Source organism: Allobosea sp. CCNWLY174, from assembly GCF_037120455.1.
Taxonomy (GTDB): Bacteria; Pseudomonadota; Alphaproteobacteria; order Rhizobiales; family Beijerinckiaceae; genus Allobosea; species Allobosea lupini.
Map to the genome: position 1 here is coordinate 712,836 of NZ_JBBBBQ010000001.1, position 16,361 is coordinate 729,196.

14 protein-coding genes and 1 pseudogene are annotated in these 16,361 nt (G+C 67.3%); 7 read left to right on the plus strand and 8 right to left on the minus strand.

Annotated elements, in window-relative coordinates:
* Nucleotides 1–135 precede the first annotated feature (135 nt).
* The 3 genes from phnD to phnE are packed head-to-tail and all read left to right on the plus strand — an operon-like array spanning nucleotide 136 to nucleotide 3,622.
* A complete protein-coding gene (gene phnD, locus V7S63_RS03405; RefSeq protein WP_442896406.1) occupies nucleotides 136–1,182 on the plus strand; it encodes a phosphate/phosphite/phosphonate ABC transporter substrate-binding protein in 1,047 nt (348 codons plus the stop codon).
* 20 nt (nucleotides 1,183–1,202) lie between these two features.
* Entirely contained in the window at nucleotides 1,203–1,994 is a 792-nt protein-coding gene (gene phnC, locus V7S63_RS03410) for a phosphonate ABC transporter ATP-binding protein (protein ID WP_336529201.1), read from the plus strand.
* A complete protein-coding gene (phnE, locus tag V7S63_RS03415; RefSeq protein WP_336529202.1) occupies nucleotides 1,991–3,622 on the plus strand; it encodes a phosphonate ABC transporter, permease protein PhnE in 1,632 nt (543 codons plus the stop codon). The genes phnC and phnE overlap by 4 nt, the downstream gene beginning before the upstream one ends.
* A 24-nt stretch (nucleotides 3,623–3,646) precedes the next feature.
* Here the strand turns inward: phnE and V7S63_RS03420 are convergent, their stop codons facing one another.
* The 8 genes from V7S63_RS03420 to V7S63_RS03455 all read right to left on the minus strand — a co-directional run bounded on the left by V7S63_RS03420 (nucleotide 3,647) and on the right by V7S63_RS03455 (nucleotide 11,789).
* On the minus strand, nucleotides 3,647–4,717 hold the full coding sequence (locus V7S63_RS03420) for an LLM class flavin-dependent oxidoreductase (RefSeq protein ID WP_336529203.1): 1,071 nt from the start codon (nucleotides 4,715–4,717) through the stop codon (nucleotides 3,647–3,649).
* Nucleotides 4,718–5,024: 307 nt separating this feature from the next.
* Complete coding sequence (locus V7S63_RS03425) at nucleotides 5,025–6,362, minus strand: MmgE/PrpD family protein (protein ID WP_336529204.1); 1,338 nt, start codon at nucleotides 6,360–6,362, stop codon at nucleotides 5,025–5,027.
* Entirely contained in the window at nucleotides 6,359–7,216 is an 858-nt protein-coding gene (locus V7S63_RS03430) for a nitrilase-related carbon-nitrogen hydrolase (RefSeq protein ID WP_336529205.1), read from the minus strand. The genes V7S63_RS03425 and V7S63_RS03430 overlap by 4 nt, the downstream gene beginning before the upstream one ends.
* Nucleotides 7,217–7,271: 55 nt before the next feature.
* Nucleotides 7,272–8,162, minus strand: coding sequence for a glycine betaine ABC transporter substrate-binding protein (locus V7S63_RS03435; protein ID WP_336529206.1), 891 nt, complete (start codon nucleotides 8,160–8,162; stop codon nucleotides 7,272–7,274).
* A gap of 35 nt (nucleotides 8,163–8,197) precedes the next feature.
* Nucleotides 8,198–8,926: an ABC transporter permease gene (locus tag V7S63_RS03440; RefSeq protein ID WP_091829794.1), complete on the minus strand. Its 729-nt coding sequence runs from the start codon at nucleotides 8,924–8,926 to the stop codon at nucleotides 8,198–8,200.
* Between the two features lies 1 nt (nucleotide 8,927).
* Entirely contained in the window at nucleotides 8,928–10,034 is a 1,107-nt protein-coding gene (locus V7S63_RS03445) for an ABC transporter ATP-binding protein (protein WP_336529207.1), read from the minus strand.
* Nucleotides 10,031–10,576 (minus strand): ABC transporter permease, encoded by a 546-nt coding sequence (locus V7S63_RS03450; protein ID WP_336529208.1) that lies wholly within the window; start codon nucleotides 10,574–10,576, stop codon nucleotides 10,031–10,033. The genes V7S63_RS03445 and V7S63_RS03450 overlap by 4 nt, the downstream gene beginning before the upstream one ends.
* Before the next feature lie 220 nt (nucleotides 10,577–10,796).
* On the minus strand, nucleotides 10,797–11,789 hold the full coding sequence (locus V7S63_RS03455) for a GlxA family transcriptional regulator (protein WP_336529209.1): 993 nt from the start codon (nucleotides 11,787–11,789) through the stop codon (nucleotides 10,797–10,799).
* Nucleotides 11,790–11,972: 183 nt separating this feature from the next.
* Between V7S63_RS03455 and V7S63_RS03460 the strand changes: the two genes are divergently transcribed.
* The 4 genes and pseudogenes from V7S63_RS03460 to V7S63_RS03475 form a co-directional block, all read left to right on the plus strand.
* Nucleotides 11,973–13,211, plus strand: a complete 1,239-nt coding sequence (locus V7S63_RS03460; RefSeq protein ID WP_336529210.1) for an aromatic ring-hydroxylating oxygenase subunit alpha — start codon at nucleotides 11,973–11,975, stop codon at nucleotides 13,209–13,211.
* Complete coding sequence (locus V7S63_RS03465) at nucleotides 13,208–14,260, plus strand: flavin reductase family protein (protein ID WP_336529211.1); 1,053 nt, start codon at nucleotides 13,208–13,210, stop codon at nucleotides 14,258–14,260. The genes V7S63_RS03460 and V7S63_RS03465 overlap by 4 nt, the downstream gene beginning before the upstream one ends.
* Before the next feature lie 256 nt (nucleotides 14,261–14,516).
* On the plus strand, nucleotides 14,517–15,902 hold the full coding sequence (locus V7S63_RS03470; RefSeq protein ID WP_336529212.1) for an RNB domain-containing ribonuclease: 1,386 nt from the start codon (nucleotides 14,517–14,519) through the stop codon (nucleotides 15,900–15,902).
* Between the two features lie 160 nt (nucleotides 15,903–16,062).
* Nucleotides 16,063–16,306: pseudogene (locus V7S63_RS03475) on the plus strand (integrase core domain-containing protein); the annotation flags it as partial.
* Nucleotides 16,307–16,361 lie beyond the last annotated feature (55 nt).

Genomic DNA, 16,361 nt, shown 5'->3' on the forward strand with positions numbered 1-16,361 from the left:
GAGTGCCCGACCGTCGCGGTGGACAAGACCACTATAGTCGTAAGTCGAGACGTTTCGCCCGGCTGGAATATGACAGTTTTGTGTCACATACTATAGCCAGCTCATAATCAAGATCGACCGGGAGAGACGCCGACCATGACCAAGATGCTGACTTGCCTGACCGCCACGACCTCGCTGCTCGTTGGCCTCGGGCTCGCTGGGGCGGCGCAGGCACAGGACGCCTGCCCCAATCGCGGCCAGCTCGACACGATGTATTGCGACGCCAACAAGGACCTGGTCGCCGACGTGCCGACCGATCCGTCGAAGCTGAAGGACCCGTCTGCGCTCGTCTGGGCCTATACGCCGGTCGAGGACCCCGCCGTCTACGCCAACATCTTCAAGCCGCTGACCGACCATCTCGCGGCCTGCACCGGCAAGCGCATCGTCTACTACCCCGTCCAGTCGAACTCGGCAGAGATCGAGGCGATGCGCTCGGGCCGCCTGCATTTCGCCGGATTCTCGACCGGGCCGACCGGCTTCGCCGTCAACCTCGCCGGCGCGATCCCGTTTGCCGCCAAGGGCTCGGCGGCCGGCGTGCGGGGCTATAATCTCGTCGCCGTGGTCAAGGCCTCCAGCCCCTACCAGAAGCTGTCGGACCTCAAGGACAAGAAGGTCGCCCACACCTCGCCCTCGTCCAACTCAGGCAACCTCGCCCCGCGCGTGCTCTTCCCCGAGCACGGGCTGGAGGCCGACAAGGACTACAAGCCGCTGATGTCGGGCGGCCACGACAAGTCGATCCTCGGCGTGGTCTCGGGCGACTACGACATGGGCGCCGTCGCCGGCGACGTCTATGAGCGTATGATCGTGCGCGGCACGATCAAGAAGGACGACACCCGCGAGATCTATCGCAGCGCGATCTTCCCGACCTCGTCCTTCGCCTATGCGCACGATCTCAAGCCCGAGCTCGCCAAGAAGCTGACCGACTGCTTCTTCTCCTTCCGCTTCACCCCGGAAATGACCAAGGAGTTCAACGGCGACGACCGCTTCCTGCCGATCACCTACCAGAAGGACTGGGCGATCGTGCGCGATGTCGCCGAGAAGTCGGGCACGCCCTACAACAAGTCGGCCTACGACGCCGAAGCCAAGCGCGAGGCCGAGGCCGCCGCCAAGAAGGCGCAGCAGCCCGCGCCGGCCAAGCCCTGACCGAAAGCCTTTCGCAGCTCATGAGCGCCCTTCCCGTCGCAGAGGCGCCCGGCCATGGCCGGGCGCTCGTCATCCGCAACCTCGTCAAGGAGTACCGCAAAGGCCAGCCGGTCCTGCGCGACATCTCGCTCAGCGTCTCCGAGCCCGGCATCGTCGCGATCATCGGCCCGTCCGGCACCGGCAAGTCGACGCTGATCCGCTGCATCAACCGTCTGGTCGACCCGACCTCCGGCTCGATCATGCTCGGCGGGATCGATCTGGCGAAGCTGCAGGGCGAGCCTCTCAGGGCGGCGCGCCGACGCCTCGGCATGGTCTTCCAGGAATACAACCTGGTCGAGCGGCTGACGGTGATCGAGAACGTGCTCTGCGGCCGCCTCGGCTATGTCCCGGTCTGGCGCGCCTGGACGCGGCGCTTCCCTGAAGCAGACATCGCCCGCGCCTTCGCGCTGCTGGAATCCGTCGGGCTCGGCGATTTCGCCACCCGCCGCGCCGACCAGCTCTCCGGCGGCCAGCGCCAGCGCGTCGGCATCGCCCGCGCGGTGATGCAGGAGCCGGACCTGATCCTCGCCGACGAGCCGACCTCGTCGCTCGATCCCAAGACCTCGGTCGAGATCATGGAGCTGCTCGCCAAGGTCGGGCGCGAGCGCAATATCCCGGTGCTGGTCAACATCCACAACGTCGCGCTGGCGCGACGTTACGCGCTGCGGATGATCGGTATGTCCAAGGGCCTCGTCATCTATGACGGGCCGCCGGCCGGGCTGCAGGACAGCCATCTCGCCGAGATCTATGGCGGCGAAGGCTGGATGGAATGAGCGCCCCTCCTGTGAGCGCCGGCGGCAGCCTGCGCGCCCGCGCCTTCCCGCCGAACTGGCCGCTGCGCCTCGGCGCGGTGCTGTTCGTCGCCTATGTGATCTACGCCGCCGGCATCGTCGACATCCGCTGGGAGCGCTTCGTCCAGGGCCTTGGCAACGGTGCGCGCTTCCTCGGCCGCATGTTCCCGCCGAACCTGGCGCACGACAAGCTGCAGCTGCTCGCGCAGGGCATGCTGGAATCGCTGCAGATCGCCATCATCGCGACCGGCGCCGGCGTGCTGCTCGCCTTGCCCGTCGGCCTTTGCGCCGCCCGCAACCTGATGCCTCTGCCGGTGACGATCCTGGCGCGCGGCTTGATCGCGCTCTGCCGGACCTTCCACCCGGTCATCGTCGCCATCCTCTTCGTCAAGGCGGTCGGCTTCGGTGCGCTCGCCGGCATCCTGGCGCTGATCGTCGCCACCATCGGCTTCATCGCCAAGCTGATCGCCGAGGCGATCGAGGAGATGTCGATGAAGCCGATCGAGGCGCTGCGCGCCGCCGGCTCGCCATTCCTCTCGGTCGTGGTCGTGGGCGTGGTGCCGCAGGTGCTGCCGCGCTTCATCGGCTTTGCCGCCTACCAGCTCGACTCGAACCTGCGCAATTCCGCCCTCGTCGGCCTGGTCGGCGGCGGCGGCATCGGCGCGACCCTGTTCACCGCCTTCCAACGCTTCGACTACGATTTCGTGCTGACCATCATCATCGCGATCATCCTGGCGGTGATGGCCGGCGAGATCCTCTCCGCCTTCATGCGCCGGGTCTATCAGGACGAAGCGCCGAGCGGCGAGGTCAAGCAAGGCGCATCCGGCCCGGTCTGGCATCGCTTCACCGCGGCCGAGCGCGGCATGCGCCTCACCTTCTGGGGCGTAGCGGCGCTGGCGCTGGGCTGGTCGGTCCAGACCATCGAGGTGATCCCGGAATTCCTCTACGACGCGCCGGCGCAGACGGTCGACCTCTTCGCGAGGATGTGGCCGATCGACTGGGCCTACTTCCCCAAGACCGTGCAGCAGGCGCTGATCGAGACGCTGCATACCGCGACGCTTGGCACGGTGCTGGCGATCCTCATGGCGACGCCGGTCGCGCTGATGTGCGCCCGCAACATCTCGTCTTCGCTCTGGGTCAACACGCTCGGCCGCTTCATCCTGGTCGCGACCCGCTCGGTGCATACGCTGGTCTGGGCGCTGCTCTTCGTCGCCATCTTCGGCCCCGGCGCCCTCGCCGGCGTCATGGCGGTGGCGGTGCACTCGATCGGCTTCACCGGCAAGTTCCTGGCCGAGGCGATCGAGGAGGCCAAGCCCGGCCCGATCGAGGCGCTGCGGGCCGCCGGCGCGCCTTGGCGCTCGGTCCTGCTCAAGGGCTTCTGGCCTCAGGTGAAGCCGGCTTTCCTCGCCGTCAGCCTGTTCCGCTGGGACATCAATGTGCGCGAGAGCGCCGTGCTCGGCCTGGTCGGCGCCGGCGGCCTCGGCGTCGCCCTGCAGGCAGCGATGGACAATCTCTACTGGGATCAGGTCGGGCTCGTGCTCGTCGTGATCTTCGCGGTCGTGGTTGTCACCGAGATCGTCACCGCGACGCTGCGCGCAAAGGTGATCTGAGACGGGAGGCGGAGGCCTCCCGTTTCAGCTCCGCAGCAAGGGCAGCAGCTGCTCGCCCTGCCTTCTGATCTCGGGCAGATAGGGCGTGTCCGACAGGACGAAATGACTGATGCCAAGGTCGCGATACTTGCGCAGCGAGCGCGCGACGTCCTCAGCCGAGCCGACCAGCCAGGTGGTGCCGGCCCCGCCGCCGCCGAACTTGCCCGGCGTGGTGTAGAGATTGTCGTCGAGCACCTCGCCGCGGCCCTGCAGGTCGAACAGGCGCTGCTGGCCGACGGCGACACCGCGCCGGTGGTCGTTCCAGCCCTGGCCCTTGCCCTGCGCCATCTCGGCGACCTTGGCCTGGGCTTCAGCCCAGGCCTGCTCCGTGGTGTCGCGGACGAAGGTGGTGACCCGCAGTCCGAATTCGAGCGGCGGCAGGTCGCGGTCGAGATCGCGGCTCAAGGCCTTCAGCCGCTCGATGCGCTGACGGACATCGTCGAGCGGCTCGCCCCAGAAGAGCTGGACATCCGCTTCGGTCGCGGCCACCCGCTCGGCCGCATCGGAGGCGCCGCCGAAATAGAGCCTGGGATGGCGCCGCGCGCCGCGCTGTTCGATACGCGGCACCACGGTCGATCCGTCGACCCGGAAATGCTCGCCGGCGAAGTCGACATTCTCTTCAGTCCAAAGCCTGCGCACCAGGCGCATGAACTCCTTGGTACGGCCGTAGCGATGCGCCTGGTCGCCCTCGCTGTCGCCATAGGCGGCGAGATTGTCCTTTCCGGACACGATGTTGATGCGCACGCGCCCGCCGGTCAGGTGATCGAGCGTCGCTGCGGCGGAGGCAAAGTTTGCCGGCCGCCAGTAACCCGGGCGGATCGCGATCAGCGGCTCGAAGGTGGTGGTGCGGGCCGCGAGCGCGGTCGCGACCGTAAAGGTGTCCGGCCGGCCCCAGCCGGTGCCGAGCAGCGCGCCTTTCCAGCCATGATCCTCCAGCGCCCTGGCGTGGCTGGTCAGCGTCTCCAGGCTGTTATGGCCTTCGATCGTGGAATCGCCGCGATGACCGGGCTCGACGACATTGGGGATGTACCAGAGGTATTCGGATTCAAGGCTCATATCGTCGTGTCGCAGTCAGCTGGTCAGCAAGTTTGCGCCTCGCCCGAAGACAATATCGGGCGGCATTTGCGCATGCTCCAGAGTGCGCGCCGGCCCAGCGCTGCGTCAATGAAAACGTTCGATCAAAAGAACGATACAGTTGGAATAACGATCTCCATTTTGCCCTGACGGGAGAATGCCGTACTCGATCACTTCATTCTTCAGCTCATCTCCGGAATCCACAGCCCCCGGACACGCCATCGGGAGCGCCGGGCTTGAGCGGCAATCGTCCAGCCTTCGCGCGGATCCAGCCGCAAGAGAGCTCGTGTCAGATGGGCGCGAACAGGTCGCGGCTAAGGCGCCAGGCCGTAGAACCTTCAGCCAGGGTCATGCAGCCATGGCCGAGCTGAGCCCTCCGCTCATTGCCGAGCAGGGCTGCATACAGGTCGAACTTTGCCCACAGATCGGCATCTGTCAAAGGACGCCGCCGGTCACCGCGGGCAGACGAGACGTCCGACTCGGCGACATGGCCTGATTTCAGGACGATGCGCAGGCGCGCGAGCCTCTCCGCGGGAAAACGGCGGGAGAGCTCGGCCACTTCGACCAGCCGTATCCGTTGCAGCATCTCCTTGATCGCGGGATCGGCGAGGCCGGCGCCGCCGATCTCCTCAGCGCCGAGTCTCCCGCGAACGATGAAGGCCGCCAGCGGAAAGCCGATCGCGTACTGCGCCATCTCTGTCGATGCGGGCAGTTGCGCGCCGAGCCGCACGGCTTGGTGGAACGTCTCCACCTCGATCAGATCAATGTCCGAAGCCTCGAATTGATGCCGGCCAAGAAGGCTGCTGGCCGCCTCGATCGCAGGCTGCGCCCAGCGGCAGACCGGCCAGGGCTTGAAATACTGGTCGAGGATCAGCCAGCGTTCGCCGAGATCGGCCCAGATCGCCGCCTGTTCGGGCGCCTCCAGCGTGACCGCCGGTGCGCCGGTGAAGCCGTCCTTCGCCAGATAGGCGGCGCTGACGCCAGCCAGCGCACCCCAGCCCGAGCCGTCCTTGACCATGGTCGGGTGGTCGATGCAGCGCATCATCTGGCTGCGTGGTCCGTGGTATTCGGCGATGCCGAGCGCGTGGCGCGTGCGCTCGCCGTCGAGGCCGAGCAGGCGGGCGGCGACGGCGGCGCAGCCGAGCGAATTCCAGGCGCCGGAGGTGTGATAGTCGCAGGCGCTGGCGTGCAGCGCGATGCCGGCCCGCGTCGCGATCTCGTAGCCGAGGACGAGGCCGGTCAGCAGCGCCTCGCCATCGAGAGCGCCGTCCTCGAGCAGGCCTTCGGCATCGGCGACAGCAAGCAGCGCCGGCATGATCGCGACGCCGGCATGGCCCTTGGTCAAAGCGTGACCGTCATGGGCGTCGAAGGAATCGATCGTCGTCGCCCCGGCGAAGGCCGCGCCGGCTGCGCTCACGCGGCGCCCGTCGAAGAGCAGGCGCGCGCTCTTTCGCCCGGCGCCGAGATGATCGACCGCGAAATCATGCGCGATGCGCGAGAGCGCGGTCTGCCGACCACTGATGGCGACGCCGACGAGATCGAGCAGGCAGCGACGGGCCTGGTGGACGACCTCGGGCGGCAACTGCGCGAAACTCAAACCGTGGATGAAGTCGATCGGGCCGGTCATGGGCTGATGCGCTCGCTGTTCGAGATCAGACTGCACAGCAAGGCGCCGACCAGCGCCGGATCGCTGTCGCGGGCGGTCGGCAGGCGCCGCCTTGCCGCTTCGCCATCGGCTTGCGACAGCTCCGCCATGATGAGTTCCGGCGCTTCTCCCGCACGCGCCAGCTCGCGGCCGGAGGCATCGAGGATGCGCGATCCGCCCCAGAACGCAGCGCCACCGCGCCTGCCGCAGTGATTGGCGAAGAGGGTCGGCAGGCTGTAGGTCATCGCGGTGTGGGCGAGGTTGATCTCCCAGCCGCGCGGATTGTCGAAGCCGTTGCCGACAGCGCCGAGCGCCGACGCTGCCGGTAGAAGCAGCAGGCTGGCGCCGCCGAGCGCGGCGAGCCAGGGCAGCGCCGGGTTCCAGGCATCGGCACAGATCAGCGTGGCGGCGTGCCAGCCCGCAGCGAGTTCGACCGAAGCAAGACCGCTGCCGCGGGCATAGACACGATCCTCGCGCAGGGCGCCGTAACCCGGCAGATTAAGCTTGCGATGGATCGCGAGCAGCCTGCCGTCGCGGAACAGGCCCTGGCTGTTGAAGAAGCGGCCCTCTTCGCCGCGCTCGATGAAGCCGGCCGAAACCGTGAGGCCGTCGGCCGCCTCGGCGAGGCGCGTAAGCGCGTCGGCGTCCGGCCTCAGTGCCAGCGCCCCGCAGTCCGGCGTGACGAGATAATCGGTCAGCGACAGCTCGGGAAAGAGCAGCAGCTCTGCGCCCTGCCCGCGCGCCCGGGCGATGGCGTCGAGGTGCATGGCAAGGTTTGCAGAAAACTCGGCCGGCTCGCACCGGATCTGGGCGATCGCGACCTTCAGCGACGACATGGGGCTCTCGCAGGACAGCCGGAGACGCGGTGCGCCTCCGGCTCGGGCGGAACGATCAGACCAGCGACTGCGCCTTGAGGAAGCCGGCAGCGACCTCCTCGATGCTCTTCTTGTCGACATCGACCGAGGCGTTGAGCCTGGCCATCGTCGCGTCGTCGAGCTTGGCGGAGAGCCCGTTCAGCAGCTCGGCCAGCTTCGGGTTCTTGTCGAGCGTCTCCTTGCGGACGACGGGCGTCATCGCATAGGTCGGGAAATAGCCCTTGGTGTCGGCCAGGATGACGAAATCGAAGGCGGGAACGCGCCCATCCGTGGCGAAGACGAGGCCGACATCGACTTGGGCATCGCGCAGCGCCTGATAGACGAGGCCGGTATCCATCCGCACCACGTTCTCGCGGCCGAAATCGAAGCCATAGGCCTTCTGCAGCGGAGCGAGCCCGTCGGGGCGGGCGTAGAACTCGGCATTGCAGCCGAATTTCAAGGACTGGCCAGCGGTCACCTTGGCGGCGAGATCGTCGAGCGTCCTGACGCCCTTGGCCTCGGCGTCCTTCTTGCGCATGGCGAGCGCGTAGGTGTTGTTGGCCTTGGACGGGTTCAGCCAGACGAGCCCCTTGGCGGCGTCGAGCTCCTTGACCTTCGCATAGGTCGCGGCCGCATCCATCTTGTCGGCGACCTTGTTGAAGGTGATCAGCGAGGTGCCGGTGTACTCCCAGTAGAGGTCGATCTGCCCGGCTTCCTGCGCCTGGCGCAGCGGCGCGGTGCCCAAGCCCGCGCGCTTGTCGACGGTGAAGCCCTTGGCCTTGAGCAGCTGCGTCGTCATCTCCGACATGATCTGCTGCTCGGTGAAATTCTTGCCGCCGACGACGATGGTCTGCGCCTGCGCGGCGAGCGGCAGGGCGGCGAAGGCCAAAGCGGCGGAAGCGAGCCCCAGGAAACTGCGCTTGTGCATGGTCGTACTCCCCTTTTCTGGTTGTGTGCCGCTGCTCAGCGCAACGGGTTGACGCCTTTCGGAACCAGCCAGAACTGGATCTGGCCGATCAGGAAATCGACGAGCACGGCGAGCAGCGCCGTCGGGATCGCGCCCGCCAGCAGCATGCTCGGCTCCATCAGGTCGATGCCGGTGAAGATGAGTTCGCCGAGGCCGCCGCCGCCGATCAGGAAGGCGAGCGGCACGGTGCCGATATTGATGGCGAAGGCAGTGCGCACGCCGGCGAGGATGACGAAGACGGCGTTGGGCAGCTCTACCCGCCGCAGGATCTGGCCGGGCGTCATGCCCATGCCGCGCGCCGCCTCGATCAGATGCTGCGGCACCGAGCGCAGGCCGGCGATGGTGTTGAGCACGATCGGCAGCAGCGTCAGCACGAACAGCGCGAAGACCGCGGGCGGCGAGCCGATGCCGAGGAAGGACATCGAGATCGCGAGCAAAGCGAGGGTCGGGATCGTCGTGCCGAGATTGACGATCTGCGTCACCGCATCGGCGAAGATCTCGAAGCGCGGGCGCGTCAGCAGGATGCCGAGCGGGATGCCGACGATTAGTGCGATGGCGCCCGACATCGCCGCGAGAGCGAGATGCTGGCGGATGAGATAGGTCACGTCGCCCGAGTGGCTCAGTATGGCGGGGATGGTGCCGCGCGCCTGCAGCCAGGCGCCGAGCGCGAAGGCACCGAAGACGACGAGCCAGCGAAGCGTTCCTGCCAGGCCCGCGCGCGCCATCTCAGCTTTCCCGGTAGGTTGCGCCGAGCACCTGGGTGATGCTCTTCTGGGTGATGTAGCCCTTGTAGAAGCCGTCATCGTCGACGCAGGCGAGCCAGGTCACGCCATGGGTGAACATCTGCGAGACCGCGGTGCGCAGGTCGTCTCGGAGATTGACGACGCCGGGCAGCGGCTCCTGGTGCTCGCCGACCGTGCCCTTGCGCTCGCGCGCCTCCTCCAGCCGCACCACGCCGCGGGCCCGGCCGCGCGGCCCGACCATCACGATCGAGACATGGCCATGCTCCTCCATCAGCTTCACGGCGGTGTCGAGCGTGTCCTCGGCGCGCACGCGCGGCGGCTGCGCCATCATGGCGTCGGTGACCTTGATCAGCCGCAGCCGCTTCAGGGTCCGGTCGGAGCCGACGAATTCGGAGACGAAAGCATCGATCGGATGGGCGAGGATGTTGTCGGGCGTGTCGTACTGGATCAGTTTGCCGTCGCGGAAGATCGCGATGCGGCTCGCCATCTTCACGGCTTCGTCGATGTCGTGGCTGACGAAGACGATGGTCTTCTTGAGCTCCGCCTGGAGCTTCATGAACTCGTCCTGGATCACCTCGCGGTTGATCGGGTCGATCGCGCCGAAGGGCTCGTCCATCAGCAGGACCGGCGGGTCGGCGGCGAGCGCCCGCACCACGCCGACGCGCTGCTGCTGGCCGCCGGAGAGCTGCTTGGGATAGCGCTTGAGGAAGACCGAGGGGTCGAGATTGACCATGTCGAGCAATTCGGCGGCGCGCTTGCGCGACTTCGACGCCGGCCAGCCGAGGAGGTCCGGCACGACGCAGATGTTTTCCTCGATCGTCATGTTGGGGAACAGGCCGATCTGCTGGATGACGTAGCCGATCGAGCGCCGCAGCGTGACTTCGTCGACCCCGGCCGTATCCTTGCCGTCGACATAGATCCTGCCCGAGGTCGGCGGGATCAGCCGGTTGATCATCTTCATCGTCGTGGTCTTGCCGCAGCCGGATGGGCCGAGCAGGACGCAGACGGCGCCGGCGGGCACCTCCATGTCGATGCGATCGACGGCGATCATCGTGCCGAAATGCTTGGAGACCTGCTCGAGACGGATCATTTCAGCTTCAATCCCGGCGAGGTGAGCAGGCGCTGCGCGAAGAGCAGCCCGTAATCGGCGAGGATCGCGAGCAGGCTGACGGCGATGGCGCCGGTCAGGAGCTGGCGGATATCGGTCTGCGAGATGCCGCGCGAGATGAAGGTGCCGAGGCCGCCGGCGCCGATATAGGTCGCGATCGCGGCGATCGCGATGTTCAGCACCACCGCGCTGCGCACCCCGTTCAGGATCACCGGCAGCGCCAAGGGCAGCTCGACCCGGCGCAGCCGCTCCAGCGTGGTCATGCCCATGCCCCGGGCCGCCTCGCGCAGCGCCGGATCGACGTTCATGATCGCCGTATAGCTGTTCCGGATGATCGGCAGCTGCGCGTAGAGGATCAGCGCGATCACCGCCGGCAGGTAGCCGATGCCGTGGCCGATGGTCGAGAGCAGCGGGATCAGAAGGCCGAACAGCGCGATCGAGGGGATCGTGATGATGATCGAGGCGATGTAGAGGACGAGGTCTGCCGCACGCTTGCTCTGGGTGATCGCGATGCCCGTCGGCACGCCGGTCAGGATCGCGACGCCGACGGAAACGGCGACCAGCAGACATGCTCGAGCATGCGCTGTCCGATCACCGGAAGGTTCGCCATGATGAAGGCGATCGTCTCCACTCTCGTCCCCTCGCAGCGGTTTTCCGCCTTTTCGAGGGAAAGTGTCGATCAGAACCGTTCCAGCCTCGGGCCGGGAATGCGACATGGCATGTCGCGCTTGCGACCTGCCGTGCTCAACTGGCAGAAGTCGGCGCCGCCTCCTCGCTCGCAGGCCGTCCGCGGAGCTGGCTCGGCCGCACGCCCTGCAGCTTCTTGAACCAATGGGCGAAATGCGATGTCGAGGTGAAGCCGGCCGCGATCGCGACCTCGAGGACAGGACGGTCGGAATAAAGCAGCAGCTCGCGCGCCCGGTCAATGCGCAAGGAGAGATAGTAGCGCGCCGGCGAGGTCTGCAGATAGCGCAAGAACAGTCGCTCGAGCTGGCGCGGGCTCATGCCGATTTTCTCGGCGATCTCGGCAATCGAGATCGTATCCTCGACATGGCGCTGCATCAGCTTGAGCGCGTTGCGCACCGCCGGCGGCAGGCTCGACATCCGCTCCAGCCGGCCGCCGCTCTGGTTGTCGCGCTCGTCGCGGATGCGGTCATGGTGGAACTGGTTGGCGACGCGGCGGGCGAGATCGGCGCCATGGCGCTCGGTGATCAGGTGCAGCATCAGGTCCATCGCCGCCGTGCCGCCCGAGCAGGTCATCCGGTCGCGATCGATCTCGTAGAGCTTGTCGGTACAGACGAGATCGGGGAACTCCTCCTGGAAGGCGGGGCGGTTCTCCCAGTGGATCGTCGAGCGATAGCCGTCGAGCAGGCCGGCGCGCGCCAAGAGATAGGTGCCGGTCGAGAGCGAGCCGACGCGGACGCCGCTGCGCGCCGCCTTGCGCAGGATGGACAGATAGCGCCGCTCATCGACCGACTGGATGCGCAGGCCGCCACAGACGAAGAAGTAATGCGAGCCGGGCAAGGCGGTCTCGGCCGCCTCGGTCGGGATCGGAATGCCGTTCGACGCCGCTAGGACGCCGCCGTCGAGGCTCGCCAACCGCCAGCGCCAGGCCTCGCGATCGACCAGCCGGTTGAGCGAGCGCAGCGGCTCGATGGCCGAGGCGACGCTCATCATCGAGAAGCCCTCGACGAGCAGCAGCGTGACGATCTGGGTGCCGGCCGGCGCCTCGTTCATGCCTTGGCCTCCTGCCCTGATCATCCCGCCTGGAACCGATCCAAGCAAAGCGGATTTCCGACATTGTTGCAATGAAAGCGACATGCCCTCGTCGCAAAGCTTGCCGGCGAGGTCGGAATGCTCCGGCCCCCCTGCCCTGCGTCGGCGCAAGATCGCGGCATCCGTCCGCAGGGTCTTCAGCCGATGATCGATCGCGACCGCATCCGCCAGCTCCTTGCCGAGCGCCGCGAGGGCCATAGCCTGCCGCAGGCCTTCTATGTCGATCCGGCGATGCACGAGACGGACATCAAGGCCGTGTTCGAGACCGACTGGCTGTTCGCCTGCAATGCCTGCGAGATCAAAAGACCGGGCGACTACCTGACCTTGACAGTCGGCGAGAATCCGGTGGTCGTACTGCGCGACCGGGACGGACAGGTGCGCGCCTTCCACAACAGCTGCCGGCATCGCGGCTCGCGCATCTGCGGCCATGAGAAGGGCCGCGCCAATCGGCTTGTCTGCCCCTATCACCAATGGGTCTACGAGCTCGACGGCTCGCTGCTCAACGCCCGCCAGATGCCCGCCGATTTCGACCGTTCGGCCCATGGGCTGAAGCCCGTCCATGTCGAGGTGATCTGCGGCATGGTCTATATCTGCCTCGCCGAGAGCCCCCCCGACCTGACGCGCTATCGGGAGGCGGTGACGCCCTATATCGCGCCGCATATGCCGGAGCGCACCAAGGTCGCTTTCGAGATGACCCTGATCGAGGACGCCAACTGGAAGCTCGTCATCGAGAATAACCGCGAATGCTATCACTGCGCCGGCAACCATCCGGAGCTCCTGGTGACGCTGGTCGAGTTCGCGCTGCCGGACGATCCGCGCGGGCCGGCCGAGTTCAAGGAGCTGATGGAGCGCAAGACGGCGAAATGGGATGCGCTGGGCCTGCCGCATCAGCCGGCCGATGGCGGCGAGGAATTCCGCTGCATCCGCCTGCCCTTCCACGAAGGCGCCCTCTCCTTCACGATGGACGGCGGGCCGGCCTGCAACAAGCTGCTCGCCGATTTCACCGAGCCCGATCTCGGCTCGGTCCGGATGTTCCGGGTTCCCAATAACTGGAACCACTTCCTCGCCGACCACATCCTGCATTTCAGGGTGCTGCCGCTGTCCCAGGACAAGACCGCGGTGCGCACGACCTGGCTGGTGCATGAGGACGCGGTCGAGGGCGTCGATTACGACATCAAGAGGCTGACCGAGGTCTGGATCGCGACCAATGCGCAGGACGCCGAGCTCGCCGCCGTGAACCATGCCGGCATCCGCTCCATGGGCTACCAGCCCGGGCCCTACGCCCCGACCGAGTTCATGCTCACCAACTTCACCAACTGGTATGCCGGCAAGATGGCCGCCTATGCCGGCGAGCCCGCGCCGCTCAGGATTGCCGCAGAATGAGCCTGGGCAGCCTGGAAGCGCCGATCGCTGCTCCGGCAGCCGATCTGCTGCAGCTCGTCGTCGCCGAGATCCGCGACGAGACGCATGACGTGAAGACCTTCGTCTTCCGGCCGGAAGGCGGCGTCCCGCGCTATGCAGCCGGCCAGTCGATGACGCTGAAGCTTTCGATCGATGGCGAGACGCTGTTCCGCACCTTCTCGCTCGCCTCGGCACCGGACGCGTCTGGCACGATCGCGATGACGATCAAGGCGCATGCCAAGGGCCGCGCCACGCGCTGGCTGCACGATGCTCTCATGGTCGGCGCACGGCTCGACGGCCGCCTGCCGAAAGGCCGCTTCACCATCGACAGCCGCACGACCGACAGGGTCGCCCTGGTTTCGGCCGGCTCGGGGGCGAGCCCGTTGATGGCGATGTTGCGCCATCTCGCTGCGACCAAGCCCGATATCGACGTGCACTGGCTCCACGCCGCACGCACGCCACGTGACATCCTGTTTGCCCACGCGCTCGCCGGGCTGCAGGCGCGGATGCCCAATCTCAAGGTCGCCATGCTCGCCAGCCGACCGGAGCCCGGCTGGTTCGGCTTCGCCGGCCGACTCGGGCGGCGACTGGTCTCGGTCGCACTGCCGGATTACGGGCGCCGCGAGGTCTTCTGCTGTGGCCCGGCCGGCTTCATGGAGGAAGCGCGATTGATCCACGCCGCCGAGGGCGGCGCCCGCGAGCTCTTCCATGTCGAGCATTTCGGCGCCGTCGCGGCCGTCCCGCCACCGCCGGTTCCAGCCGATGCGCCGGTCGAAGGCTATGCGGTCAGGCTCGGCGACAAGCATTTCACCGCCCGGCCGGGCGAGACGCTGCTGCAGGCCGCGACGCGCCAGACCATCGTCATCCCGTGCGGCTGCGCCTCGGGCATGTGCGGCACCTGCCGGGTCACTCTCGTCGAGGGCTCGGTCGAGATGCGGCACGAGGGCGGAATCTCGCCGGAAGAGGAGGCGCAGGGCTATATCCTCGCCTGCTCCTCGCGCCCGCGCTCGGATGTGACGATCGCATTGTAGGACGCGCTGCCAGCGTCACTGCGAAGCGGCCGGAGGCATGGATCGCCCCGTTCAACGCGATGACCGAAGCGGTGAACGCGCGCAGCCTCTCGCACGCAGGGTGGCCGGCACATACTGGCACCACCCGGGATTGCGCGGGACGCTGCGGATGGGGCCTGCTGCTTCGCGTTGCGCTCGGCTAACATGGCCATTGGCAAAGTCCCTGGCCGGTGCCTTCGCAGCCTGCCGAACGACAGGTGGAGGCCGGCAGCACGGCATGAAGACGCTCATCGACTCCACCAATGCGCTGATCGACGGACTGGCGGCAATCCGCCTGCAATTCAGCGTTGCCGACCAGTTTCCTGCCGAAATCCTCGCCGCAGCGGAAGCTGCAGCCGGGCGCCTGCCGACCGAGCATGCCGATCGCACCGACCGGCGCTTCGTCACGCTGGATCCCGCGACCTCGACGGATCTCGACCAGGCCTTCGCGATCGAGCGCAGCGGCGGCGACCTGCTGCTGCATTACGCCATCGCCGATGTCGCCTGGTTCGTCGACGATGGCGACGCTGTTGACCAGGAAGCCTGGCGGCGCGGCACGACGATCTACCTGCCGGACGGCAAGGCCGGGCTGTATCCGCCGATCCTCACCGAGGGCGCCGCGAGCCTGCTGCCGGCGGTATCCCGGCCGGCCGTGATCTTTACGACCCGGGTCGACGCGGACGGCAATGTCCGTCTCGACGGCGCCGAGCGGGCCGTCATCCGCAGCACTGCCAAGCTCGCCTATGACAGCGTCGACGCCGCCGACCTGCCGCCCGATTTCGACGAGTTGTCCCGCCGTATCGATGCCGCCGAAAGCCGGCGCGGCGCGGCGCGCGTCGACCCACCCGAACAGGAAGTCGGCGCTCTCGGCGACGGCCGCTACCAGCTGACGTTCCGGCCACGCCTGCGAAGCGAGGAGCAGAATGCGGCCTTGTCGCTGGCCAGCAACCTCGCCATAGCCGACGCGCTCCTGGCGGCCCGTACCGGCCTGTTCCGGGTCATGCCCGAGCCGGATGAGAAGGCCGTCCAGCGCCTGCGCCACACTGCGCAGGCGCTGGGATTGACATGGCCGGAGATGGAGCCCCTCGCCCAGTTCGAGAAGACGCTAAATCTGTCCGACAGCCGACATGCGGCCTTCACGCTGGCGGTGAGAAGGGCCAGCGGCGGCGCGAGCTATCTCCCCTACCGCGAAGGCGTCGTGCCCTGGCATGCGCCGATGGCGGCGAGCTATGTGCATGCCACGGCGCCGCTGCGCCGGCTGGCAGACCGCTATGTGGTGCGCGCCGCCCTCGCGGTCGCAAACGGCCAGCCGGTGCCGCCGGCGGTATCGTCCGCATTCGAACGATTGCCCCAAGTGATGGCGCGGGCCGACGCGCGCGACGGCCAGATCGACCGGGCCGTGATCGACCTGGCCGAGGCCCTGATGCTCAAGGGCAGTGAAGGCACCCTATTCAAGGCGGTGGTGACCGATGCGGACGAGCACGGGCTGCGCATCCAGCTCTGCGAGTTGCCTGTAGTCGCGCGGGTCCGCGGACAAGGTGGCACCCCGGGCGACAGGATCGAGGTCAAGCTGACCGCCGCCGATCCCCTGCGCCATACGATCACTTTCGAACGAGCAGGCTGAGCGCGCGCGGCCCGGCCGCGGACGCAGCTTCTTCGGTTGGACTTGTCGGGATGGCGTCCTGCAATTGCCTGGCGCCGCCGTCAGGCCGGGCGGCGCAGCGGGATGATCGAGCCTTTGTAGCCGAGGATCCACGACGCCTTGATCGCGGCGCGCAGGACGGGGTCAAAGGATCAGCATGGACGGCAGGTGCGCCTGGCGCGACAACGTCTTCGTCGAGCGCCTCTGGAATCAGTCGAATACGAGGAGGTCTACTTGCGCGCCTATGCCAGCGTGTCGGAGGCACGCACCTCGATCGACCGGTATCTCGACTTCTGCAACAGCCAGAGGCTCATCAGGGCCTGACGCGACAGACGCCCGACCAGGCTTGCTTCGACGCACTGCTGCCAATCCCGGCGGCGGCATAACCGAGGCCGAAACTCTCTTTGAGACAGCAGCGAAACTGTTCAGATCAACCGAGCC